The sequence below is a fragment of the Paraburkholderia sp. GAS38 genome, assembly GCF_050434965.1.
GTDB classification, from domain to species: Bacteria; Pseudomonadota; Gammaproteobacteria; order Burkholderiales; family Burkholderiaceae; genus Paraburkholderia; species Paraburkholderia phenazinium_A.
In genome coordinates this window covers 94,926-118,094 of record NZ_JBNDJO010000015.1, presented here as the reverse complement: position 1 = coordinate 118,094, position 23,169 = coordinate 94,926, and the positions used below count along the sequence as shown (strand labels likewise).

The following is a 23,169-nucleotide window of genomic DNA, read 5'->3' as shown; positions in this document are numbered from 1 at the left end:
AATACGTGTCAGTCGATGCGGTTAATGGTGTTGTCACCATCGCAGACCTGGTTTCCACGACCGTCGCAATAGTGCAGGTGGTAATCGTCAATCGCCGTGCCGGTAGCCTTCACCTGAAGTCGTTCTGCCGGGCTAGTGACGACCAGCTTGGTCACGCCGGCTTCTGAGGCCGTCCCGGAAAACCGTCTGCCGCTCGCCGTCGTAATCTGATACGCGGCACCTGCAAGTGGACTGCCATCGGCGTGGTTGACCAGCTTGAAGTCCTGCTCGTAGAGATTGCCGTCAGGCATGATGGGAAAAGTCGGCTGCATGGATGCCGCGCCCTGCTTGCCCCAGAACGCGCACTTCTCGTAGATATCGCCAGGGGTACCGCTTTCGATGTGATTGGCGTTGATCTGGATATACGACCCACCTGCGCCAATCCAGACTTCGTTTTTCGCACTCAGTACCAGCCTGCCCTCAGTGCTGGTGATCGTGACGTCCTTCAGTGCCGCCAGCGCCATTTCATCGCCTTGCGCCTGAATCTCCACCTTACCCTTCGACGCGAAGAGCTTCATTCCGAGTTTCTGCGCGAACAGCGACACCGCTTCACCGGCCGCGACCGTCAATTTCTTTAGTACTCCGATGTCCATGCTGCCACCGGCTGTAAAAAACAGACTCCTTTGCGACGTCAGTTGCAGGTGATGGCCCGAGACCATGGCAATGCCTTCAGGAGCGCTCATCAGCACGCCCGCGCGCGCCAGTCCCTTGAGCGTGTCGTCCAGTAGTGCCTGCTGCCCGGCCACATCGGCTGCGAGTGCCTGTGCGGCTTTCGCTGCGTCGTCCAATGCGCGCATCTGTTGCATCGCCTGTTCCAACTCCTGGACGGCCGCCTGCATATCGAGCTGTTTGCCGCTTGCCGAGGACTGCGCATCCGCCGAGATCAGTACCCCCTTTTTACCTCGCACGGCGACGTGCCCATCCGTGCGCAGTTCCGCTCCCTGCCCCCGCTCCTTGCGGTCGGCGTCAACCATATGCCCAAGGTTCAGCTCACTGGTCTGGAATGGCGTGGTCAGGTGGATATGCTCGTTGCCTTCCTTGTCCTCCATGCGCATCTCGTTCTGCGCCGCGGTGCGGATAAGGTTCCGGGTGTGGTTCAGGTTGTTCACCAGATCCGGATGCAGGCTGTCATGCATCGCGCCGATAATGACGGGCCTGTCCGGATTCCCCTGCGTAAAGGTGATCGCGACTTCCGCCCCGTCGATCAGCGGGAAGTGGTGTCCGTAGTTGTCACCGCTGTACGGCTTCGCGAAGCGCACGGGTCGGCTGGTGCCGCCCGGGCTCCATTCGTCAAGGTCGAACGGCAGCTTGATCACATACCAGCCTTCCGGTGTCAGATACGCGCGGGTGTAGTCCCCGGGCGATGTGACACGCGCCGGCAGGATGCCGCTGATGACCGGCTGCGCCCACGGATCAACCGGCGTGCGCCAGACACGGTCCGACGGAATCGCGGTGAAGGTGTTCGAATACGTTTCACGCCGCCCACCGCTAGATGAGACCGAGGTGATAAAGAGACCATGCGGTGCATCCTTGGGATTGCGGTCTAGTCGAAGTACCTCGCCTGCTTCGATAGCAAAAACGTTGCCCCTACCCGTGTAAGCGATCTGCTGCGCCAGATGCGCCTCATGCCGAAGCCGGGCAATGCGCCTGCCTTCTTCCGGCGTCTCGTAGTGCTCACCCCAGCGGCAATCCACGGCGTTCGTGGTCCTGTCATCGCGCACCGCGTTCTCTTCGACAAGCAGCGACACGTCCGCCCGACGATGGTTGTAATCGTTCACCTGCACCGCTTCAGGCACACGCTGCATGTGACGCCTGAGCGACTTGACGGCCTCGGTCCCGACGCTGTTCAGCCCGGCATCACGCCGGAACGGCACGGTACGCTGATTGCGCAGGTACGCGTCGAGGTCGTCACCGAAGACGATCACCTCGCGGTCCTTTGCCTGTTCAAACCGAAACCAGACACCCTCATCGGCACAGATACGCTGGATGAACGCGAACGTGGTTTCGTCGTACTGGGTGATGTACTCGTGGCGCCTGTACTTCGCCCGCAGGTTGAACCTGAAATCGACGCCCTCGCGAAAGCCGTAGTGACGCAACGTGTCGGTGACGATCTCCTGCACCGACTGCTTCTGGAACAGACGGCTCGTGACCGCGCGGTCGAGGTCAGCGGTACGCGGCCTGATCACCAGCCTGTAGCGTGTCTCGTCTACCGACGTCTCCAACTCGTCGAAGTCCGTCACGATGCCGTGGATCGTGCACGCCGGCGGCTTGTCGCTGAACTTCTCCGCGTTCTCACCAAACATCCTGCGCAGATAGTCGGCATCCGGATCAATGGGATCGATGATGAACTTCGCAGGCCGACCCAGTACCTGATCCATCGGGATCTCGGCCACAGGACTCGTGAACTCGATCTCGTACCTGTACAGGCGGCTGAGCGCTTCCTCGCCTTCGAACCTGAAGACCGAGAACGGCGCCGGATGCGGCGCGAGCTTGACCTCGTAAGCCTGAGACGGCACAACCATCGATTTCATGAAATGCATTTTCCTCAGCAGGTATGACGTGCCGGAAAGACACAAACGCTAAAGCGACGCGAGTGGACACGCGCGTGAAAACGTCATCGCAAATGGTGAGATTGGATCGGAGACGCATGTCTCGCAAACTGGCGAGGACGCTCACCAGTTGGGGCTCATCTTCGAGACCTGACGCGATGTCCTCCAGGAGGCTACACCGTATTCGTCATACGAATTGTCAAGATTTGACAACGTGTTGAGTCAAGCGGAAATTGCTTTCCATCTCAATCGCAGTACTTAGCGATTGCGAATGCTATTGGGCTTGATGCGCAGATCGAAGCCTTGCTGCCGAAACCAGCGAGCAATTGCCGCGGGCTGGCGCAGTGGGTACCGGTTCGCCGGTTTCGGTGGTCGTGCCTCTAATGTCGACGACTTGCACGCCCCCGCCGGTGTCCGTCAGCTCGTTCGAGAGTTGCACGCGCGTCAGGCGCAAGCGCGGCTAGAGAGGCACGTGAGAAGCCATTGGAAAATATTCTCCGGCCGGTACGGGGACGAATATCGATAACCAAAGATAATTAACTGAATCACTTACTAAATATTTGGTGTCCATTTCACACTATCTGTTCAGTTCGACCTACCGACCACCGTCGCGACCACACCATTCGCGCTATAGAGAATGCAAAACAGTTCTAGACGTTACAGAGATACTCTCCTAAATTAGGTAGCAGTCAGTGAGCCGATGGAAGCAGATGAAGATAACGTTTTGCGAATATGGTTCACCAAGCTCGGCAAGCTTGCAATTAGGTACTGGTATCGAGTGGTAGTGGCAGGGACAGCATTCAGTTTCCTGTCGAATAGGGGCGATCAAGCAATCGAACCAAACGGACAAGGGGAAATAATAATGAAACTCATGAGAGTCCTGTTTTTGTGCTTGCCCGTAACTTTGCTTACAGCGTGTCCCGTAACGATTCCAAGCTACTCGGTAGATTTGCCACCTATCAAGCCTCCGGCAAATAATTTCCAAGGTCAATTCATCGTGACCGCGCAACATGTAAACCTTTCTGGGTTGAATAAAAAACTTGCGGCAATCATTCCTCCGAGAACCGAGGACGATGGCCAAAGTATGCTCAAGTTTGGTTTCTATCCGGACCCCGGAACTGCCTTATATGTGGATTCAAACGGATACGTATTAGCGTATGTACCTTTCCATGGATCTGTTGGAATTAAATATTTCTGCAATCTGAACCCAGTCCACATGGATTTGCTGGCGAGCGCAAAGCCTCAACTGGTTAAAAGCTCCGCTCCCACGGACACCTGGTCTATAACACTTGACGATGCTTATTCGGAGGGCATTTTGGCACCGAATTCCGACACGCACTGCGGCGGTGTCAACGGCGCAGGTTGGTTAAAGGTCGGTAGTCTTCTCCAAAGTGCCTTCTCAGTTGCTGCGTATCTTTTCGTTACCCCAAAAATTAGGGATTTCGAAATCGACGTGCCGGTTCAAGGTTTAGCTCAACGGTTATCGGGGCCATTTAGAATAAAGATCAAAGACACACTTTTTGCTTGTATTTACCCGAATCTGAACGAGGTCTCATTGGGAAATATCTCGGGTGGCGATCAGGTAAAACCGCCTTGGCCAACATCAGACAAGCAAACTGTTGCGGCAGTCGACGATCTTAACGTAGCGCTTCTACTAGGGGGTACACCGGCGATCGAGATTACAACGGACCAATGTCCAGCTTCGGAGCCTCAGACGCTTGTTCAGGGTCGACCTCCGACTGCCGACGAAAAGTTCCAAATGATCGCGGTAGCTGGGATCGACTATTCGACTATCTCAAAAATTGTTGGGCAACAAATCGTGGGATTGGGTACTCGCCTGGGTCCACTAGGACGCTTGTTGTCCGTCGACCATGTGGTTGCCCGGGATGCAAGCGGGCAGTTCTTGTTGGACGTTCGCGTTTCAGGAGGGTTGAACGGAGATATATACTTTTGGGGCACCCCGGTGTTGATTCGCGACCAGTCTGGTAATGTGACTGCGGTCACGGTGGCGGGAATCGAACTTGCCGAAGAATCTCGCATTTTGCTGGATAAAATTCGCGTTGGACTCGCCGCCGACATGATGGGCTTGCTTGGCGATCGCATAAGGAAATCCATCGTTCAGCCAATCGGCCCGATATTGGCCCCAGTTCAGACCGCCGTCGCGAACCCTATTACGTCAAACGGTGTCACGCTCTCAATAACAGACCTTGTGCTGGAACCGCTATCTGCGTACTCAAGTCCCGCAGGCATTCAGATTGAAGCTAAGGCGACCGGCCTTGCGGTAGCGACGATCAGCGGTTTGAGCGGCTTCTAGCGCTTGTTGTCCCTAGTGAGAATTTCGAGCGCGACGACGGAACTCGCGTGCAGCGCGTGGCTAATTAACCAAATGAGCAAGCAATAGATCGCGGATCATCTCACGATCGACGTCGGAGAATCCGAGCAGCACGCGGGCAGGGTATTTGTATTCGGGGCCGTGCGGTGCGACGCGATCGCTTTCGCCGAATTGGTGAATGCGCGCCACGCGTGCGATGCGACCGGCGAAGCCGATCGCGAGGCCGAGGCCGTCAGTCTCGGCGCGCATATAGCGGGTTTGCCGCAGCTTCGCGAACATCGAGTCACGCTTGACGCGGCCGGCCTTGTCGCGCAGGTGTTTCGGGCGCGGCTTGCGCCTCTCGTATGCGCTCCCGTCCGGGTTGCGTTGCTGCGCGATGCGTGTGCGTTGAGAACGTTGCACACCGCGAGCGTCGCCGCGTGTGCATCCATCGTTACAGCGAACGCGATCGCCGTTGAATCGACTTGCAACGCTTCGTGCAGCTCAACGGCTTACAGCAGCTCGAACACGAGTTCGAGCCGGGGTCGGTGCATCACTTGATGGAACCGGACATTAACCAGGAGGTGTACGGCTTGCCTGAATATCTCGGTGCGCTGCACTCTGCCTGGTTAAACGAGTCCGCGACGCTCTTTCGCCGCAAGTATTACGAGAATGGTTCGCACGCCGGTTTCATCCTCTACATGACCGATGCGGCGCAGAGTCAAAGCGATGTCGACAAGATGCGCGAGGCGTTGAAAAACAGCAAGGGGCCGGGCAATTTCCGAAACCTTTTCATGTACGCGCCTAACGGCAAGAAAGACGGTATCCAGCTCATTCCCGCTTCCGAGGTCACGGCGAAAGACGAATTTTTCAATATCAAGAACGTCACGCGCGACGACTTGCTCGCGGCGCATCGCGTGCCGCCGGTCAGGAAGACGAAGAGAAGACGTGCAATGAGTGACGCGCTCGCTCGACACGGCGGGTTACATCCTGTCCTCAGTCAGGCAAGCCGGAACCAACGCGGGAGAGGTTGCTAAAAGCAGTTGTGATGTGAAGTTTCACCGGGAACGTGCCGATAAAGGAGTTTTCGTCTCTGAGATACAGCATGCGCGTTCTTCATATTGCTTTTGCAGCATTAGTTCTCGCCGGGTGCAATCGAGTTCATGAGGTCGAGGCGCCGGCCGACCCGCTCGCTTTCAACTATCGGATGTGCGATAGCAACTGCTCAAATTGTGCGACCAAGCCGCAGAGCGCGACATTGCACGCGCAAACTAACGGTACAGGCTCTTTGGTTCTCAAAGACGTGGAGGCAATTGGCGGTGCGGATCTGTTCGCAGTGGAGCAGTGCCATTTCTACTCGAATGACGATTGGCACTGCGTCGTCAAACCGGACCTAAATATGTCGACATCGCTTCCGAACCTGTTTGCCCACGCATGGTTCAAACGCGAGATCGGCTTTAAGGACGGCGAATATTACGTCAAGAACGCAGACGCGATGCCGTCAATCGCTCAGAAGCTCGACCCGGAAATGATCCAGTTCGAAGCTTGTCTGACGCGCCTTCAGTGACGCAATCGCGCGCTTCCCGATAATTCGCCGAGACCATCAACATCGCGACGGAGAGAGCTTTGCTACGATGCGACGCTCCCGCTGATCGTTGGTAGGCATTTTGGCAGATGCCGGAAAGCGGGCGACACTGCAGCTTAAGGCCCCTTCAATGCTGCGGCAGGTACGCCGCGTAGACATCCAGCATCCCGCGGCGATGAGCCTCGGTTTGAATACGCTAGCGGGCGACTGCAGCAATCTCGTGTTCTGCCGCGTCAAGGATTGCGAGATGACGCTCGCCATACACGACGTTCCATCCAGGCTGAGGACGCAGACCGTTACTTACGAGCCCAAGCTGTGTGCGCAACAAACTCAGACCGCTGCCTTGGGCTTCATCGAGCGATTCTGTCTCCAAGGCCAAAGCGCGCGCGTAAATTGAATCGATAGAGGCCGGGTCGATGACGTTTCCCGTGGTTGCTCGATGCTCACGTACATGTTCATGGAGTGATTCCCTGGTTTGGCGTATCAAGTGGATCGAGTCATTCAAAAGTGAAGCGTATCGTCGACTGGTGGATTGCGTCTTCAGAGTTTGCTGCTTCCGATCATCAATTATCTGTCCTCTCCTTTGCCGATATGGGACCCAAATTGCGATCGCAATTGCCAACATTGAACCTATCGCTTGAACCCATGTTGCGGTGCCCGGGTGAATTTCAATCCAGTGCAAGAGTGATTCCATGCTGAACCCCCAATGTTGTTTTCTGGCGCAATGCTACGGACGATTTCGTATGGCCGCAAGATGCGGGGGCAAGCTGCACCCAGCGTGCTACGATTCCTCGAAACACAGCGTGAAGAGTTCGCGCCGAATATTCGGGGGGAGATAATGAAAAAAATGTTGGCGGCTTGCCTAGCTTGTTCTGCGTTGCTTACTGGCTGCGCGAATGGGTTCGCGGACTTTTATCACGGGATGACCAAAGAGCAGGTCGATGTAGAGGTTGGTAGTCGACCGAAGGCAGAGCCGCGACCCATATATACGAATGATGTGAAGGGAGAAAGCGAACATCTTGCCGAGAATGGCTATGCGCTAGTGGGCGAGTCCGCTTTTCAGGGGCGGCAAACTCGGCGCGATGAATCTAGCGCATTGACCCAAGCCAAAGCGATCGGTGCGGATGTCGTTGTACTGAGTGAGCGGGGGGCCGGATCGGAAACGGTATCGGTTCCTTTGACAACGCCGACCACGTCGACGTCTTACTCGTCGTTCAATGGATCAGCGTTCAATCCCGGTTACGGTACAACCAACGTGATGGGCTCTGCGACGACAACGTCGTTCGGCACTTCCACGACCTATGTCCCGATGACGGTTCGAAGGGCCGATTACTACGCCGGTTACTGGGTCAAAGCTAAGCCGCCAATTATCGGCGTGAACGTTAGCCCTCTATCGGCCGATCAGCATAGGCAAATTGGCACGAACTCGGGTGTTCTAGTCCGAGTAGTGGTCATCGGCTCCCCTGCCTTCAAAGCGGACATCTTCAAGGGAGACTATCTGATGGCGATAGGAGGTGACCCAATTGCGAGCATCGACGATTTCAAAGGTGCCGCCCGAGCACACGCGGGTACTCTCGTCGATGTTCAACTTCTCCGGGACGGACAGCGGATCACGAAACAGGTGAGACTCGCCGACGCTCCTAAATGAGAATCGGACGGCACGCCGTACATCCTGATACCCGCCTGCCGCAGTCACCGTTGAATCAGATGCTCCGGGCATACGTCGAGCAGCCCAGCACCATCTTCGGCGCGTGGAGCGCGCGGGGTAGTCTTGAAGGTCAGGCGTTCCAGTTAGGTCGGACGCGTCCTCAACTCAGGACGCTCTTTGGTCCTGGAGGTCGTCCTGGGATAAACGGTAGAATGCGACTATGGATCTGACCGGAATTGGCCTCTACACGCTTCAGGAAGCGGAAAGGCTCACTGGCGCTGACGCGCGAGAAGTGAGCCGGTGGCTGTTCGGCTATTCGTTCAAGGACGGCACCAGTGCGCCTCTTTGGACCACTCAGCTTGCCGAACTCGACGAAAAGGTAATTGGCTTCAGGGATTTGCTGGAACTACGTATCGTGAAGGCTTTCCGGAATCACAACGTTTCGCTGCGAGTGATCCGTACCGCTATTGGTAACGCGAAGGCGATATTTGGGACAGAGTACCCCTTCACAGCAAACCGCTTCCTCACGGACGGAAAAACGGTCTTCTACGAAGCTTTGAAGGAACAGGGCGAGATCGAACTAACAGACCTTGTGAGGCGACAGCTTGTGTTCGAACATATCGTTCGGCCGGAGCTTTACGCCGGCATCGAATTCACGGCTGATGGTCAGGCTAGGCGTTGGTTTCCTGTGAAGCGAAGTAACGTTGTGGTCCTCGACCCGGAGATTGCTTTCGGAAAACCCGTGTTGGCTGAGTACGGGGTAAGAACCGATCTAGTTGTCGAGACATACAGGGTGGAGAAGAGCAAAAAGATGGCTGCCTCACTGTATGGCATCCCCATCTCTGCTGTTGACGCGGCCATCCGCTACGAGCGGCTGGTTGCATGAGGTACTTCTTCGACAACAACCTCTCGCCTCATCTCGCTCACGCCGTAAGTGAGCTTTGCAAGGTCGAGGAAGCTGTCGAAGCAGTAATTCATCTGCGCGACAAATTCGCCGCAAACGCCAAGGACCACGACTGGATCACCGCTCTGGCTGCGGAGGGGCACTGGGTGATATTGTCCCAAGATGGTCTGCGCAAAAATGACCTTGAACGGAAGGCGCTTCGAGAGTCAGGCTTAATCGTTTTCGTGCTCCAGCGTCAGTGGGCAGAGCGGCGGCACTGGGACAAGGCGCAAAACCTAGTCAAGTGGTGGCCAGCGATCATGGACCAGAGTCGGCGCATCAAAGGCGGAGCGGCGTTCCGAGTTCCGTGGCGGTTCGGCGCTGGTCAGTTCGAACAGATCAAGCTTTAAAAGCAGTCGCGGTCGATTCGGTCAGATCCGACAATGGATCGTGCGACTCACCTCAATCCAAATTTCGGAAGTAATTGTCGCTGATCGCGCGGTAGATCGCCTGATCCTGAGCGGATGCCTGAGCCGGGGCTTTGGCGGCAGGCGAAGGGGGGGGCGTACCTGCCTTATTTCCGGAATCGGCTGGCGGGGTTTGGCCACCCGCTAAGGTAACGAGTACTGGCAACTCAAGCTGACGGTTGCGAGTTGGGGTTTTGCGCATGCGCATTCTCCTGTTGAATGAGTTCTGGAAATCTCAGTTGCTTGCTCGTGATTTCCGCAACAACAACTTCCTCAAGTCGGGGAATCGCCCTCAGACTGACGCGCGTCGAAGGCGCAGCTTCCAAACGCTTCGTCAAGTTTAGCACGCCGTCCTTCTTCCTTGACCCACCCTCAAATAGCTCGATGAACCGGCGCGGAGCGATTCCGTCGAATTGAAGAAGTCGAACTTTTTCGCCGGTTTCACTCGATTCAGTGAGGGTGTCTGTGTGCAGGCGTGTTGCCAGGCTTTTCCGATATGGCTCGATGTAATGCACCTCTGAAATGCCGGCCGCCACAACATGTCTCGCGCACGAATGGCAAGGGTAGGTCGTTACGTAAAGTTTCCCACCGATGATGCGGTCCCCGGCGACTCTGCTGGCGCCTAAGATAGCGTGCATCTCGGCGTGGACAGCGCGGGAAAACTCGATGAGATCCTTTACACGTGAGTCGTCGAGGATCGTTTGAGTTGCCTTTTGCAAATGCTCCTTGGGGAGCATGCCAGCCGCTACGAGTGACTCGACGATCTTCGCCGCGATGGTTTTCTTTTCACGATCATTGTGGCAGGCCGCTCCGGTCTGGGCAAAGCAGCGCTCCTCGGCGCTTGCGATCGGCAATCCACGAAATTTCGTATCGAGAGGTGGTTTTCCGTAAAGTCCGCCGCCGCTACGCGGTACGTCGTTCCAACCTACCGCCAGCAATTCTCCGGATGTCGTTGTGACTGCCGCACCCACTTGGCGTGAAATACACGCAGAGTTTCTCGCGGCTGAGGCTGCTGAGTACATCGCGGTTTCCTCGGGCGACGGTGTCTCGATTGAAGTCCTGAAAATCAGATTGAAAAACCTGCGAAGTTTTTCGACTAGTTGAGCAACGGCCTTGGATTCGGAGGGCGCTACCTCCGAATGATCGACGCGCAGGAAGAAATCGCAGCGAGGAAAGGTATCGCGAACGGATTGCCCGTGAGAAAACTCTTCGCCAGAGTCCATATCAATGAGCTGCTCGATTTCGTCGGGTAACAGGGCACCCGGGCGCTCAAGGTTGCGCTGCCTAACCTCGAGTGGTGAAAAGACGCCGATAGCAAATAACGCATCCCCGTACACAAGCCGCAGGAGGTCGAGCTCCGAACTATTTTTGATCGAATCGATAACGTGGCAAATGCGATGACGTCGGATTTGTGTTTCTTCCGGTGCGTTCGCGTCGTTTGCGGTGTCTTTGAATTCACCAAAGGCCTTCTGCCGATCGGCTCCAATTTTTGCGATTGCAAGTTTGGCGAGAATGTCGTTCTTGTGGGTCCGGCGGAGCTCGTCACCGACTCGAATCAAAGACTCGATTCTAGTGAACTCGCTTGTGAGATCAATCGCCCCGTCCGCCGCGTTAAGGCGGATAAACTCGCTCAGTCGGACCTTTTCAGTCCGATAGCCAAAATCGCTGAGCGCATGCGCAATTTGTTCAGCAGCAGTGTGGAGCGGGGATCCGATCGGCCCGCACAGGGCAATAACCAGTTCCGGCGTTAAACTCGCAGTAGCCTCCCCGGTAGAGTCAATGTCTCGCTCTACATTGGTTCGTATCGCAGCGTCCGCTTTCGCGTTCTGCAAATTGGCTGCCGCCATGAAGGGCCCCTCGATTGTTCTATTTTTAAATAGCTTCACTGGTGGCCGGAAGTTTGCGCTAACCAATTCAACTGAGCAATCAGGGCTGATGCGACTGTTGCGGAATACCGACCTGGGGTTCGCCAGCGGGCCGAAGCCGACGGCATAGCGGCGCTCCACATGGATGAAATCTGGTTACATGACGGTTACACGGGGCTGAAAAATCAAAAAGGGCTTGCCAGCGAAAGCCGGCAAACCCTTGTGTAGCTTGGTGGGGCGTGAGTGACTCGAACACTCGACCTACGGATTAAGAGTCCGCTGCTCTACCAACTGAGCTAACGCCCCCAACAGACTGCGAATTATGCAGAAGTTTTTTTAACTTGCCAAGCCCCCGTTCGCAGATTTCTTAAAAAAATTCGTGTCGCCCTGATGACAGACCTCCACGCGTCCCCCTGAAGTCCCCAAAACCGCGCAATTTCTACCGTGCCGGTATCATGTCGCCACACCATGCCGCGAGACGCCTCACGTGGCTTACCGGGGACCGACGATGGATGACAAAGCGATAGCTGAACTGCTCGACCGCGTGCTGGCCCCGTGGGTCCGCACGCTTGCGCTGACCCCCGTGAAAGTCGATGAGGAGAGCGCCACCATGCGGCTGCCGTTCTCCGGTGAACTGCGTCACTCGGGCGGCGTGATCTGCGGCCAGGTCTTCATGGCGGCGGCCGATACGGCGATGATCGTCGCCATTTCCGCGGCGCTCGACGGCTTCAAGCCCATGACCACGGTGTCGCTAAACATCAGCTTCATGCGCGCGGTGCGCAAGGGCGACGTGCTGATCACCGCCCGCGTGCTGCGCATGGGCCGCAATCTGGTGTTCGGCGAAGTGGAGCTGTTCGATGAGGACGGCAAGATGGCGGTCCACGCCACCACCACTTACGCGCTGCTCTCGTAAGCGCGGCAAGTCGCATTCCAAGGGAAAGGAACAATGTTCGATCAGGTCGTATTCGCGGGCGGCGGCAATCGCTGCTGGTGGCAGGCGGGATTCTGGGACATCGTGCAGCCGGAACTGAAAATCCGGCCGCGCGTGATCACCGGCATTTCGGCGGGCGCAGCCACCGCGTGCATGCTCTACACGCGCGATTCCGACTGGGTCATGCGCTATTACGAAGAGGCGCTGCGCCACAATACCAAGAACGCGTACTGGGGCAATCTGCTGCGCGGCGAATCGGTGTTTCCTCACTACCGCATCTACCGCAAGGCACTGCTCGACATCTACGGCGACAAGTTCGCGAGCCTCGCCCAGGCGCCCGAGATCCGTATCGGCGTATCGCATCTGCCGCGCTGGCTCGGCGCTCGCAGCGCTGTCGCGGCGGGCCTGATCGCGTACAACATCGAAAAGTACGTGCGCAAGACGCTGCATCCGACGCTGGGTCAGACGCTCGGCTTCCATCCGGAATTCGTGCGGGCGCAGGATTGCGCCACGGTCGAGGATCTCGCGGACCTGATCCTGCAATCGTCCTCGACGCCGCCGTTCACGCCGGTCTTGCGGCGCAACGGCCGGCCGGTGCTGGATGGCGGGATGGTCGACAACGTGCCGGTCGGCGCGCTCGATGAAACGCCCGGCAACGTCCTCGTGATGGTCACGCGCCTTTATCCGCGGCCGCAGATGTTCGTCGTGCCGCATGGCGCGCAGCAACGCCTGTACGTGCAGCCGTCGCGCAAGGTGCCCATTTCGAGCTGGGATTACACCAGCCCGTCGCAGATGCAGCACGCGTACAACCTCGGTCGCGCGGACGGTGAGCAGTTCTTGCAGCGGATCCCCCAGTTGCTCGAACTGGCGGTGCACGACTGACTGCGACCGACCGACGGCGAAGGCACATCCCGCCCGGCGCCTCAACCGTGACCGTCACCTTCATCTGCGTGCATCAAAGCTGAGCGTGCGTTGCCCCAGCCTCAGCCCCGCCCCAGCCCCACCAAAACCGCTACCGCCGACGCCCACCCTGCAGCGCTTCCGGATTCGCCACGCTTGACGTATCCCCACCGTCGAACGCCAGAATATTCTTGAACGCCGCGCTGAAATACAGCTCGTAGCTCTCGCGCTCCACATAGCCGATGTGCGGCGTGCAGATCACGTTTTCCATGCGCAGCAGGCTGTAGCCCTGCAAGATCGGTTCGCTTTCGAAGACATCGATCGCCACCATCCCAGGCCGGTTGCGCGCCAGCGCATTCACCAGCGCGTTCTCTTCCAGCAGCTCAGCCCGGCTCGTATTTACGAGCAGCGCCGTGGGCTTCATCCGCAGCAGGTCTTCCTGCTTGACGATGCCGCGCGTGTCGTCGTGCAGGCGCAGATGCAGGGACAGCACGTCGCTCTGCTCGAACAGCGCTTCACGGCTCTCGGCCACGCCATAGCCGTCGGCGCGCGCCGCTTCGAGCGTCGTGCCGCGTCCCCACACCAGCACGTCCATGCCAAACGCCTTGCCGTACCCCGCCACCAGACGACCGATCTTGCCGTAGCCCCAGATACCCAGGGTCTGACCACGCAACACCTGGCCCAGGCCGAAGTTCGGCGGCAGGGCCGACGTCTTCAGCCCCGACTGCTGCCAGGCCCCTTGCTTAAGGTTTGCTACGTATTGCGGGATGCGCCGTTGCGCGGCCATGATGAGTGCCCAGGTCAGCTCGGCCGGCGCGATCGGCGAGCCGCTGCCTTCCAGCACGGCGATGCCGCGCTCGGTACAGGCGGCCAGATCGATATGGCTCGATACCTTGCCGGTCTGGCTGATCATGCGCAGATGCGGGAGTTTATCGAGAAGTTGCGAGTTGATACGGGTACGTTCGCGGATGAGCACCAGCGCATCGACCTCCGACAGACGGCTGGCCAACTGACCGAGGCCGCGCACGGTGTTGTTGAACACCTTGACGTCATGGTCGGCGAGCAACTGAAAACAGTCGAGCTTGCGGACGGCGTCCTGGTAATCGTCGAGGATGGCAATCTTCATAGTATTGGTGTTTTGCGACGCACCATGACGGTGCGGAACGGAGTGTTAAGCTTGCTGTCCCACCATGTGAGGTAGATCACACGCTGGTTTGGATGGATGCCTTATCGTAGAAAGTGCCGCACAGACGGCATGACCACGCAAACGGCATGAGTTGAGAACGTTTTTAACAGTTTGTTGCCGCTCGATGCAAGCCGCTTTACAGACGGTTGCAAGGGCTGCTGGCGGAGGGTGCCAGGCAACAGGCTGTATGGCCCATCACGACCTGCACAATCGTGCGCCAGCCCAGGCTGGCGCGACTGGATTGCCGCCTCTCGCAGCAGCGTCGCTGGGCTCGTACCGTTTTTCTTTTTGCTTACACAAACGAAACGGAGACAGCTCGATGAATCATCCCGCCTTTGCCGGAATTTCCGCCATTGAGGCTCCCGCCTGGGTCAAAAACCGCAAGCTGATCGACTGGGTCGAACGCGTCGCTGCGTTGACCAGGCCCGATCGGATCGTCTGGTGCGACGGCTCGGAGGAAGAATACGACCGGCTTTGCGCCCAGATGGTCGCGGCCGGCACGCTAAGAAAGCTCAATCCGGCCAAACGTCCGAACTCGTATCTCGCCTGGTCCGATCCGTCGGATGTGGCGCGCGTCGAAGACCGCACGTTTATCTGCTCGCAGCGTCGCGAAGACGCTGGCCCCACTAACAACTGGATCGCGCCGGCGGACATGCGCACGACGCTCGACGGCCTGTTCGACGGCGCCATGCGTGGCCGCACGATGTACGTCGTGCCGTTTTCGATGGGTCCGCTCGGCTCGCCCATCGCGCATATCGGCGTGGAACTGAGCGACAGCCCGTATGTGGTGACCAACATGCGCATCATGACGCGCATGGGCCGCAAGGTGTACGACGTGCTCGGCGCCGACGGCGACTTTGTGCCGTGCGTGCATTCGGTGGGCGCACCGCTCGCCGAGGGGGCGCAAGACGTGCCGTGGCCGTGCAACGACACCAAATACATCGTCCATTTCCCCGAGCAGCGCGAGATCTGGAGCTATGGCTCGGGCTACGGCGGCAACGCCCTGCTCGGCAAGAAATGCTTCGCGCTGCGAATCGCTTCCACGATGGGCCGCGCCGAAGGCTGGCTCGCCGAGCATATGCTGATCCTCGGCGTCACCTCGCCGGAAGGGCGCAAGCATCATGTGGCGGCGGCGTTTCCGTCGGCCTGCGGCAAGACCAACTTCGCCATGCTGATTCCGCCGGAGGGCCTGAACGGCTGGAAGATTTCGACGATCGGCGACGACATCGCGTGGATCAAACCGGGCAAGGACGGCCGCCTCTACGCAATCAACCCGGAGGCCGGCTACTTCGGCGTGGCGCCCGGCACCAGCGAAAAGACCAACTTCAACGCCATGGCGACGCTCAAGGAAAACGTCATCTTCACCAACGTCGCTCTGACCGACGACGGCGATGTCTGGTGGGAAGGCATGACCGACGAAGCACCGGCGCATCTGACCGACTGGCAAGGCAAGGACTGGACGCCGGCCATCGCGAAGGAAGCCGGCCGCAAGGCGGCTCATCCGAATGCGCGCTTCACGGCGCCGGCCTCGCAATGTCCGTCGATCGACGCGGATTGGGAGAACCCGGCCGGCGTACCTATCGACGCGTTCATCTTCGGCGGCCGACGTTCGACCACCGTGCCGCTCGTCACCGAAGCGCGCAACTGGGTCGAAGGGGTTTATATGGCCGCGACCATGGGCTCGGAGACCACCGCCGCGGCCGCCGGCCAGCAGGGCGTGGTGCGGCGCGACCCGTTCGCCATGCTGCCGTTCTGCGGCTACAACATGAGCGACTACTTCGCGCACTGGCTGAAAACCGGCGAGCGGCTTGAACAACTGAACGCGAAGCTGCCGAAGATCTTCTGCGTGAACTGGTTCCGCAAAGGCGCGGACGGCAAGTTCGTCTGGCCGGGCTTCGGCGAAAACATGCGGGTGCTGAGCTGGATGGTGGGCCGCATCGAAGGCGCGGCCCAAGGTGAAGAACATGCGTTCGGCGTCTCGCCGCATTACGAGGATATCGACTGGAGCGGCCTCGATTTCACCCGTGCGCAGTTCGACACGGTGATCTCTGTCGACGACGCGGCTTGGCGCGCAGAGCTCGCCTTGCACGCGGAGCTCTTCGACACACTGCAGCAAAACCTGCCGCCGGCGCTGCGCGAGGCCAAAACGGCCCTGGAAGGGCGACTCGCTACCTGATCATGTGAGTGCTCACTCCGCTAAACAAGACCGCCTCCGGGCGGTCTTTTGCTTTCTGCGATACGCTGAGCCTGTTGTGCACATTTTCGACGCAACTGCGACACCGCTCTCTGTTCCGGCAATGAACACAGTGCTAGCTGCAGCGCACCATATTGTTTCCCTAACAGGAACAATGGACTCTCGGGCACGACACTGGGAAGTACGGTGATACGAAATCTATGAAAATTAACCATTCTTGAGCAACTTCTGCACGATTTGGGGAGTCGTAGGAGAATTCGCAGTTCGCTTCACTGGCCAAACCGGTTTGTCAGGAAGCTGTAACACGGCAGGAGTTGTCTTATGGATCATTTGCAATCGATGCGAGTTTTCGTCCGCGTGGCGGATCTCGGCAGTTTTGCCCGCGCGGCCAGCGCAATGGATATTTCCAACGCAGTGGCCACCCGCCATGTAGCCGATCTCGAAGGCCGTCTCGGTACCCGCCTGCTCAATCGCACAACCCGCAGCCTTTCGCTGACTGAGTCAGGCCAGGTTTATCTGGAACGCGCCCGCCAGATTCTCGACGAACTGGAAGACGTCGAGCAGATGGTGGTGGCGCGCAATCACGAACCCGTCGGCACGCTGCGTATTGTCGCGCCGGTGGTGTTCGGGCTACACAATCTTGCGCCGGTGTTGCAGACCTACGCCGAGCGCTATCCGAAAGTCATTCCCGACGTGACGCTGGTTGACCGCCAGGTCGATCTGGTCGAAGAAGGTTTCGATGTGGGCGTTGTCATCGCGCGGCAGATGCGCAGTGCGAGCATCGTCACGCGGCGCCTGACAACGGGCTGCATGACGGTGTGCGCGACGCCCGCGTATCTGGAGAAGCACGGCACGCCGACGCGCCCTGAGCATCTGCTGGAGCATCCGTGTCTGTCCTTGCCGTCCGAATACTGGGGCGACGAGCGGGTCTTCACGGGTCCGGAAGGCGAAGTGCGGGTGCGGCCCACCAACGTGATCGTCGCGAACAACACCGAAATGCTGCGTCAGTTCTCGCTGCTCGGGATGGGCATTGCGATCCTGCCGAGCTACCTGATTGGCCGCGATATGACGCGTGGCCGGCTGGTGCGTCTGCTTGGCGAGTACCGTTTGCCGCAGGTCGAAATCAACATTGCGTACCCGAGCCGCCGTCACTTGCCGGCCAAGGTGCGCACGTTCATCGATCATCTGGTCGAGCATTTCAGCCAGACCCCGAACAGCCTCCTCGGTGAGCAATGGATCAAGGACGGCCAGCCGCGCCTTGGTTTGGCGTCCGGTCTGGATTCATCGGACATCGCGCCGCCCGAAGCGTTCGATGGCGCGGAGCCGCTGTCGCGCTTGCTGGATAGCGAGCTGTCGCCGAAGCTGCCTGCAAAGGCGCCGTCGTCGCGGGCACGGCCTGCTGCGTTGTCGCCGCTTTGATGCCTTGATTCAATGGCGCGGTGGTTTGTACCGCGTGCCAGACGAGCCGCTAGTAAAAAAGGCGCTGCCACTTTAAAAATGGCAGCGCCTTTTGTTTCGATGCGGTGAACGTGCCTCGTTTTTGGCTTTGACCGATAGCCCGGTTCCAGTCGGCAGAAAAAAGGCGCGGCCCACTGAAGCGGCTACGCCTTTTCTGTTCTGCCGTGACGGTCGTGCGGGCAGAGGGCGCTCGAGCAAGCGGCCCCGCCCCGCCCCGTCACGGCGTGGGGTTACGAGCCGGTCTTGCGAACCGCGGCTTTCTTTGCAGGCGCTTTCTTGGCGGCTGCCTTTTTCGCGGCTGGCGCCTTCTTCGCTGCAACCTTCTTGGCCGGCACGGTCTTCTGCGCTACGCCGCCGTCTCCGTCGTCTTCATCGTCCGCTTCCGGTGCGGCTTTGGCCGCAGCTTTGGCCGCCGCCGTTTTGGCTGCGGTTTTCGCCGACGGCTCTTTCTTCTCGAACTCGAAGCCGATCTTGCCGTCGCTCTGCTTGACGAGGAACGCCTTGAAGTTGCGGCCGGTGCGCGACGACTTGAAGTTCGTCAGCAGATCGGTGCGTCCTTCTTCCAGCAGCTTGCCCATCTGCTCGCGCGTGATTTCCTGCTGGAGGATCACCTTGCCTGAGCGGAAGTCGCAGGTCTTCGGATTGGCAACCGAGTTCTCGCAGACGTAGCTCATACCGTGTTCGTACACACGCGCCTGGCACTTCGGGCACGCGCCCACCGTTTGCTGTTCGGAGAAGTCCGGCACTTCGCCGTCTTCGCCGCCGGAATCCTGACCGAAGTCGAATTCGAGCTTGTAGTTCTTGATCTCGTCGTCGAGCGACAGCTTCAGGATCGCCGAGAACGGCCGGCCCATCTTGCTGCGGAAGCCGGACAGCGGTCCGATGGTCTTGTTCTGCAGCAGTTCTTCGACTTCCGGAATTTCGAACTGACGGCCACCCGGAATCTTCGAGATGGAGAACTCGCACTTCGAGCACGCGAAGCGGCGGTAGTTTTCCTTCACCTGACCGCCGCAATTCGGACACGGCGTTTCGAGCGTCGCGTAATCGCCCGGAATGGTATCCGAGTCGTATTCCTTCGCGCGCTTGACGATGGTCTGCGTCATGCGGGCGATTTCCTGCATGAACGCGTCGCGTGGCAGGTTGCCGCGCTCCATCTGCGAGAGCTTGTATTCCCATTCGCCGGTCAGCTCGGGCGCGGTCAGTTCCTTGACGCCGAGGCCGCGCAGCAGCGTCATCAACTGGAATGCCTTGGCGGTTGGGATCAGATCACGGCCTTCGCGGATCAGATACTTTTCGCCGAGCAGACCTTCGATGATCGCCGCGCGTGTCGCCGGCGTGCCGAGACCCTTCGCGGCCATGGCTTCGCGCAACTCGTCGTCTTCGACCAGCTTGCCCGCGCCTTCCATGGCCGACAGCAAGGTGGCTTCGTTGTAGCGCGCCGGTGGCTTGGTGACGAGTTGCTGGGCGGCGATCTTGTCCGTTTTGACCTTCTCGTCCTTCTGCACCGGAACGAGGTTGGCGTCTTCACCGCTGATCTCGCGGCCGTAGACCTGCAGCCAGCCCGGCTCGACCAGCACCTTGCCTTCCGTCTTGAAGTGATGGCCGACCACTTCCGTGATCCGCGTGGTCACCCGGTATTCGGCGGCGGGGAAGAACACCGACAGGAACCGCTTCACGACCAGGTCGTAGAGCTTCTGTTCCGGCTCCGACAGATTCTTCGGCGCCTGCAGCGTGGGGATGATTGCGAAGTGATCGCTGATCTTCGAGTTGTCGAAGATGCGTTTGTTCGGCTTCACCCAGCCCTTGTCGAGCACCTGCTTGGCGAACGGCAAGTAGTTGTTGCTTTCCTTGAGCATGCCAAGCGTCTGCTTGACCGTGTCCATATAGTCTTCAGGCAGCGCACGGGCGTCGGTACGCGGGTACGTCAGCACCTTGTGCCGTTCGTACAGCGCCTGGGCCAGACCCAGCGTGTTCTTCGCGGAAAAGCCGAAGCGGCCGTTGGCCTCGCGCTGCAAGCTGGTCAGGTCGAACAGTGCCGGCGACAGTTGCGTGGTCGGCTTCGATTCTTCCGTCACCGTGCCGATCTGGCCGCGGCAAGCCGCGACGATCGTTTCGGCGGCGGGCAGCGCCCACAGGCGCGAATCGCGTTTTTCCGGGTCGAACTCGTCGCGCTTGAATTTCGGGTCGAACCAGCGGCCTTCGTAGAAGCCGGCGGCGCAGACGAATTCCGCTTTCACTTCCCAGTAGTCGCGCGGCACGAAGCGGCGCATCTTCTCTTCGCGCTCGACCACGATCGACAGCGTCGGCGTCTGCACCCGGCCAACCGTGGTCAGGAAGAAGCCGCCGCCCTTGCTGTTGAACGCCGTCATGGCGCGCGTACCGTTGATGCCGACCAGCCAGTCGGCTTCGGACCGGCAGCGGGCTGCGTCGGCGAGCGGTTGCATTTCCTCGTCGCTGCGCAGACGGGCAAAGCCGTCGCGGATGGCGGCGGGGGTCATCGACTGCAGCCATAGGCGCTGGACCGGCTGTTTGGCCTTCGCGTGCTGCGCGATCAGGCGGAAAATCAGCTCGCCCTCGCGCCCCGCGTCACATGCGTTGATCAGCCGTTCGACGTCCTTGCGCTTGAGCAGCTTGGTCAGCACTTTCAGCCGCGACTCGCTCTTTGCGATGGGATTGAGGTCGAAATGCGGGGGGATGACGGGCAGATTGGCGAAGCTCCATTTGCCACGCTTGACTTCGTATTCTTCGGGCGCGGCGATTTCCAGCAAGTGGCCGACTGCCGAGGAAAGGACGTAATCGTCACTTTCGTAGTATTCGTCATGCTTGGTAAAACCGCCCAAAGCCCGCGCGATGTCGTTCGCGACGGAAGGCTTTTCGGCGATGATCAGTGCTTTGGACATGACTGGATTTGAGTTGGTGGATCCGGGTTTAGGCCCTGGGTTTGCGACCCCTAGGTTTGCGACCCATTAACGACCGCTTTATAGCACACGGCGCCGTGCGGGCGTGTCAAGTGCCATAAAAAGCGGGCCATCATAAATGCGTGTCTATATATTGAGCAAGCGGCGGCGGACGCCCTGCAGCATGCCTGCAACGCCCGTGCCGCAGGGCAGCGCGGCTAAAGCGCTGCCAAAAATACGCCGCTTAGGCGACCGCGAGAGCCGGCCGCAGCTTGGGCGCACCGGTCACGCCGGGTAGCGCGGTCAGATCGGCCAGCATCCGGTCGACGATGGCCGCCTGCGGCAGTACCGTGCCAAAAAAGCGCGTGGTCACACCGTCCTCTATCAGGATCGTAGGAAAATTTTCTACGTCCAGGTCGTCAAAGCGATCCGCGTGGGTCTCAATATCGATCCACGCGAAACAGATTTCCGGATGCTTGTCCGCCAGCCGGTCGAACGCATCCCGATATTCCCGGCAGGTCCCGCACCACTCCGCGCACAGGCAGGCCACGAAAAGCGTTTCGTGGTCGTTGACGCGCTCGGCGATCCGGTCTTGGTCGGTGTCGAGGTTCAGCGCGGGCATGTGGGTTCCTTGCGTACTTTGTCAGGTGCTTTGGCGCGAATGTAGCATGGCCCGTCGCCTGTCGGGATTGACCATGCTCAGCCGCGGCTCGCGCTTAACGGTGAGTTACTCGCGCAAAACGGCCGCCGGGTAGGACCGTCAGACGGCCGGCCAGTTCGAGTTGCAGCAACGTGCTTTGTAACGTGGCGTCCTGCATGTCGGTGCGGGCGGCAAGAATTTCAAGCGTCGCTGGCGCGTGGCCGAGGGCGGCGAGCAGCGTTTGCGCTTCCGGGCCGAGATCGGCTTCGGCAACGGTTTGATGGGGGAACGCGGCCTCCGGTGCGGCTCTGGACGGTGTCCCGGTGGCAGTCCCAGCCGCAGTACCAACCGCTGTCCCGGCCGCAGTACCAACCGCAGTACCAACCGCTGTCCCGGCCGCTGTCCCGGCCGCACCCCGAGACGTGCCGTCAGGCCCCGGTTTTGCCGGAATACTGTCCCACGGCATAGGCCCGGCCGCACGGGCCGGCGGTGGCACAAAACCCAATTCTTCGAGGATTTCCTCCGGCGTCTCCACGAGTTTGGCGCCTTGCTTCAGCATTCTGTGGCATCCACGCGACAGTGGCGCGTGGATCGAGCCTGGCAAAGCGAAGACGTCTCGCCCCATTTCGTTGGCGAGCCGCGCGGTGATCAGCGAGCCGGAGCGCATCGCCGCCTCGACTACCAGCACCCCGCCTACCAGTCCGGCGATCAGGCGGTTGCGCTGCGGAAAGTTGGCGGCGCGCGCGGGCGTGCCGAGCGGCCATTCGGAGATGATCGTGCCGGTGGCCGCGATTTGCCGCGCGAGCGGCTGATGGGCGGCCGGGTAGACGAGGTCGGCGCCGGTTCCGATCACCGCAATCGTGCCGCCGCGGCTCGCCAGTGCCCCACGATGCGCCGCACCGTCGATGCCCAACGCGAGCCCCGAGACGACCACGAGCCCCGCTTCCGAGAGTGCGCGGCTGAAGCGCTCGGCGTCCTCCACTCCCTGCGGCGTGGCGCTGCGACTGCCGACCACAGCGATCCCCTTTGCATGCAACAGATCGAGCCGGCCTTTTATATATAGCAGCGAGGGCGGGTCGGGCATGGTCAGGAGGGCGGGCGGGTAGACCGGGTCGTCGAGCGTCACGATCGCGTTGCCTTCCTGCTCGCGCCACGCGAGCACGGTATCCAGATAGCGGGCGAAGTCGGCGCCGGGCGGGGTCAGCGCGGCGCGTGCCGAGGCTTCGTCGGTAGCGGCGGCGAGCAGTGCGAACGGCTGCCCGAGGATGGCCTCCGGCAGGCCGAACGCGTTGAGCATCGCGCGTAGCGCGCCGGGTCTGAGCCCCGGCGCTATCGAAAGCCGCAGCCAGGCGGCGAGTTCGTTGTCGGTTGTAGGCAGGGTGTGCATTGCGTGTCAATCCTCCAGCACGGCCAGCGGGCAGGCGGCCGCCATGCTAAAATTTTCATCATCCGAAATAACTGCAGCGCCGCGCCTACCCGCGCGGGCTCGTCGTTGGCGCGTGATTGGCGCGTTGAATCGAACCGGTTCGACACCACCTATCCTCGGCGTATCGCGACGGCCCCACAAGCTGGCCGAATGGCCAGCGTCGCGACTTTCCACCCGTGAGCGGCGCCTA

Annotated in this window: 17 protein-coding genes, 1 tRNA gene and 1 pseudogene; 10 read left to right on the top strand and 9 right to left on the bottom strand. The window is 59.6% G+C overall.

From position 1 onward, the window contains the following. Window positions 1-8: 8 nt before the first annotated feature. Window positions 9-2,570 carry a type VI secretion system Vgr family protein gene (locus P3T42_RS29375; protein WP_429308021.1) on the bottom strand — a complete coding sequence of 854 codons (2,562 nt, stop codon included), beginning with the start codon at window positions 2,568-2,570 and terminating at the stop codon, window positions 9-11. Window positions 2,571-3,288: 718 nt separating this feature from the next. Here P3T42_RS29375 and P3T42_RS29370 point away from each other — a divergent pair. Then, window positions 3,289-4,902 (top strand): DUF4403 family protein, encoded by a 1,614-nt coding sequence (locus tag P3T42_RS29370; RefSeq protein WP_429308020.1) that lies wholly within the window; start codon window positions 3,289-3,291, stop codon window positions 4,900-4,902. A gap of 60 nt (window positions 4,903-4,962) precedes the next feature. Here the strand turns inward: P3T42_RS29370 and P3T42_RS29365 are convergent, their stop codons facing one another. Then, window positions 4,963-5,322 carry a phage virion morphogenesis protein gene (locus P3T42_RS29365; protein WP_429308019.1) on the bottom strand — a complete coding sequence of 120 codons (360 nt, stop codon included), beginning with the start codon at window positions 5,320-5,322 and terminating at the stop codon, window positions 4,963-4,965. 71 nt (window positions 5,323-5,393) lie between these two features. Here P3T42_RS29365 and P3T42_RS29360 point away from each other — a divergent pair. Together P3T42_RS29360 and P3T42_RS29355 are read left to right on the top strand one after the other, a co-directional pair. Continuing rightward, window positions 5,394-5,825: pseudogene (locus tag P3T42_RS29360) on the top strand (phage portal protein); the annotation flags it as partial. Window positions 5,826-6,004: 179 nt separating this feature from the next. Continuing rightward, window positions 6,005-6,466 (top strand): hypothetical protein, encoded by a 462-nt coding sequence (locus P3T42_RS29355; protein WP_429308018.1) that lies wholly within the window; start codon window positions 6,005-6,007, stop codon window positions 6,464-6,466. Window positions 6,467-6,680: 214 nt separating this feature from the next. On the opposite strand, the gene P3T42_RS29350 is transcribed toward P3T42_RS29355, so the two are convergent. Further along, window positions 6,681-7,178 carry a hypothetical protein gene (locus tag P3T42_RS29350; RefSeq protein WP_429308017.1) on the bottom strand — a complete coding sequence of 166 codons (498 nt, stop codon included), beginning with the start codon at window positions 7,176-7,178 and terminating at the stop codon, window positions 6,681-6,683. A 12-nt stretch (window positions 7,179-7,190) separates the two neighbouring features. On the opposite strand from P3T42_RS29350, the gene P3T42_RS29345 reads away from it, so the two are divergent. The 3 genes from P3T42_RS29345 to P3T42_RS29335 all read left to right on the top strand — a co-directional run bounded on the left by P3T42_RS29345 (window position 7,191) and on the right by P3T42_RS29335 (window position 9,425). After that, window positions 7,191-8,132, top strand: a complete 942-nt coding sequence (locus P3T42_RS29345) for a PDZ domain-containing protein (protein WP_429308016.1) — start codon at window positions 7,191-7,193, stop codon at window positions 8,130-8,132. 220 nt (window positions 8,133-8,352) lie between these two features. Continuing rightward, window positions 8,353-9,018: a DUF433 domain-containing protein gene (locus P3T42_RS29340; protein ID WP_429308015.1), complete on the top strand. Its 666-nt coding sequence runs from the start codon at window positions 8,353-8,355 to the stop codon at window positions 9,016-9,018. Continuing rightward, entirely contained in the window at window positions 9,015-9,425 is a 411-nt protein-coding gene (locus tag P3T42_RS29335) for a hypothetical protein (RefSeq protein WP_429308014.1), read from the top strand. The genes P3T42_RS29340 and P3T42_RS29335 overlap by 4 nt, the downstream gene beginning before the upstream one ends. A gap of 224 nt (window positions 9,426-9,649) precedes the next feature. Here P3T42_RS29335 and P3T42_RS29330 read toward each other — a convergent pair whose 3' ends face one another. Next, window positions 9,650-11,329 carry an anti-phage dCTP deaminase gene (locus P3T42_RS29330; RefSeq protein ID WP_429308013.1) on the bottom strand — a complete coding sequence of 560 codons (1,680 nt, stop codon included), beginning with the start codon at window positions 11,327-11,329 and terminating at the stop codon, window positions 9,650-9,652. Window positions 11,330-11,577: 248 nt separating this feature from the next. Next, window positions 11,578-11,653 (bottom strand) — tRNA-Lys (locus P3T42_RS29325). A 202-nt stretch (window positions 11,654-11,855) separates the two neighbouring features. On the opposite strand from P3T42_RS29325, the gene P3T42_RS29320 reads away from it, so the two are divergent. Continuing rightward, window positions 11,856-12,260, top strand: a complete 405-nt coding sequence (locus P3T42_RS29320; protein ID WP_074263033.1) for a PaaI family thioesterase — start codon at window positions 11,856-11,858, stop codon at window positions 12,258-12,260. Window positions 12,261-12,293: 33 nt separating this feature from the next. After that, window positions 12,294-13,160 (top strand): patatin-like phospholipase family protein, encoded by an 867-nt coding sequence (locus P3T42_RS29315; RefSeq protein WP_074301123.1) that lies wholly within the window; start codon window positions 12,294-12,296, stop codon window positions 13,158-13,160. Between the two features lie 130 nt (window positions 13,161-13,290). On the opposite strand, the gene P3T42_RS29310 is transcribed toward P3T42_RS29315, so the two are convergent. Continuing rightward, window positions 13,291-14,304 carry a D-2-hydroxyacid dehydrogenase family protein gene (locus P3T42_RS29310; RefSeq protein ID WP_074301122.1) on the bottom strand — a complete coding sequence of 338 codons (1,014 nt, stop codon included), beginning with the start codon at window positions 14,302-14,304 and terminating at the stop codon, window positions 13,291-13,293. A gap of 379 nt (window positions 14,305-14,683) precedes the next feature. On the opposite strand from P3T42_RS29310, the gene P3T42_RS29305 reads away from it, so the two are divergent. Together P3T42_RS29305 and P3T42_RS29300 are read left to right on the top strand one after the other, a co-directional pair. Continuing rightward, the gene (locus P3T42_RS29305) at window positions 14,684-16,540 is read left to right on the top strand and encodes a phosphoenolpyruvate carboxykinase (GTP) (protein WP_429308012.1); all 1,857 of its coding nucleotides are present in this window, start codon (window positions 14,684-14,686) and stop codon (window positions 16,538-16,540) included. Window positions 16,541-16,879: 339 nt separating this feature from the next. Further along, window positions 16,880-17,977, top strand: a complete 1,098-nt coding sequence (locus P3T42_RS29300) for a LysR family transcriptional regulator (protein WP_429308011.1) — start codon at window positions 16,880-16,882, stop codon at window positions 17,975-17,977. 269 nt (window positions 17,978-18,246) lie between these two features. Here P3T42_RS29300 and P3T42_RS29295 read toward each other — a convergent pair whose 3' ends face one another. The 3 genes from P3T42_RS29295 to dprA form a co-directional block, all read right to left on the bottom strand. Further along, a complete protein-coding gene (locus tag P3T42_RS29295; RefSeq protein WP_429308010.1) occupies window positions 18,247-20,916 on the bottom strand; it encodes a DNA topoisomerase III in 2,670 nt (889 codons plus the stop codon). A 241-nt stretch (window positions 20,917-21,157) separates the two neighbouring features. After that, complete coding sequence (locus P3T42_RS29290) at window positions 21,158-21,535, bottom strand: thioredoxin family protein (RefSeq protein ID WP_074301118.1); 378 nt, start codon at window positions 21,533-21,535, stop codon at window positions 21,158-21,160. 94 nt (window positions 21,536-21,629) lie between these two features. Continuing rightward, entirely contained in the window at window positions 21,630-22,940 is a 1,311-nt protein-coding gene (gene dprA / locus P3T42_RS29285) for a DNA-processing protein DprA (protein WP_429308009.1), read from the bottom strand. Window positions 22,941-23,169 lie beyond the last annotated feature (229 nt).

What these genes read in the sequence shown, in the direction of transcription:
- P3T42_RS29375 (WP_429308021.1), bottom strand. Translation starts at nt 2,570, where the DNA reads ATGAAATCGATGGTTGTGCCGTCTCAGGCTTACGAGGTCAAGCTCGCG.
- P3T42_RS29300 (WP_429308011.1), top strand. Translation starts at nt 16,880, where the DNA reads ATGGATCATTTGCAATCGATGCGAGTTTTCGTCCGCGTGGCGGATCTC.
- P3T42_RS29320 (WP_074263033.1), top strand. Translation starts at nt 11,856, where the DNA reads ATGGATGACAAAGCGATAGCTGAACTGCTCGACCGCGTGCTGGCCCCG.
- P3T42_RS29310 (WP_074301122.1), bottom strand. Translation starts at nt 14,304, where the DNA reads ATGAAGATTGCCATCCTCGACGATTACCAGGACGCCGTCCGCAAGCTC.
- P3T42_RS29350 (WP_429308017.1), bottom strand. Translation starts at nt 7,178, where the DNA reads ATGGAATCACTCTTGCACTGGATTGAAATTCACCCGGGCACCGCAACA.
- P3T42_RS29290 (WP_074301118.1), bottom strand. Translation starts at nt 21,535, where the DNA reads ATGCCCGCGCTGAACCTCGACACCGACCAAGACCGGATCGCCGAGCGC.
- dprA (WP_429308009.1), bottom strand. Translation starts at nt 22,940, where the DNA reads ATGCACACCCTGCCTACAACCGACAACGAACTCGCCGCCTGGCTGCGG.
- P3T42_RS29295 (WP_429308010.1), bottom strand. Translation starts at nt 20,916, where the DNA reads ATGTCCAAAGCACTGATCATCGCCGAAAAGCCTTCCGTCGCGAACGAC.
- P3T42_RS29345 (WP_429308016.1), top strand. Translation starts at nt 7,191, where the DNA reads ATGTTGTTTTCTGGCGCAATGCTACGGACGATTTCGTATGGCCGCAAG.
- P3T42_RS29340 (WP_429308015.1), top strand. Translation starts at nt 8,353, where the DNA reads ATGGATCTGACCGGAATTGGCCTCTACACGCTTCAGGAAGCGGAAAGG.
- P3T42_RS29315 (WP_074301123.1), top strand. Translation starts at nt 12,294, where the DNA reads ATGTTCGATCAGGTCGTATTCGCGGGCGGCGGCAATCGCTGCTGGTGG.
- P3T42_RS29370 (WP_429308020.1), top strand. Translation starts at nt 3,289, where the DNA reads ATGGAAGCAGATGAAGATAACGTTTTGCGAATATGGTTCACCAAGCTC.
- P3T42_RS29335 (WP_429308014.1), top strand. Translation starts at nt 9,015, where the DNA reads ATGAGGTACTTCTTCGACAACAACCTCTCGCCTCATCTCGCTCACGCC.
- P3T42_RS29330 (WP_429308013.1), bottom strand. Translation starts at nt 11,329, where the DNA reads ATGGCGGCAGCCAATTTGCAGAACGCGAAAGCGGACGCTGCGATACGA.
- P3T42_RS29355 (WP_429308018.1), top strand. Translation starts at nt 6,005, where the DNA reads ATGCGCGTTCTTCATATTGCTTTTGCAGCATTAGTTCTCGCCGGGTGC.
- P3T42_RS29305 (WP_429308012.1), top strand. Translation starts at nt 14,684, where the DNA reads ATGAATCATCCCGCCTTTGCCGGAATTTCCGCCATTGAGGCTCCCGCC.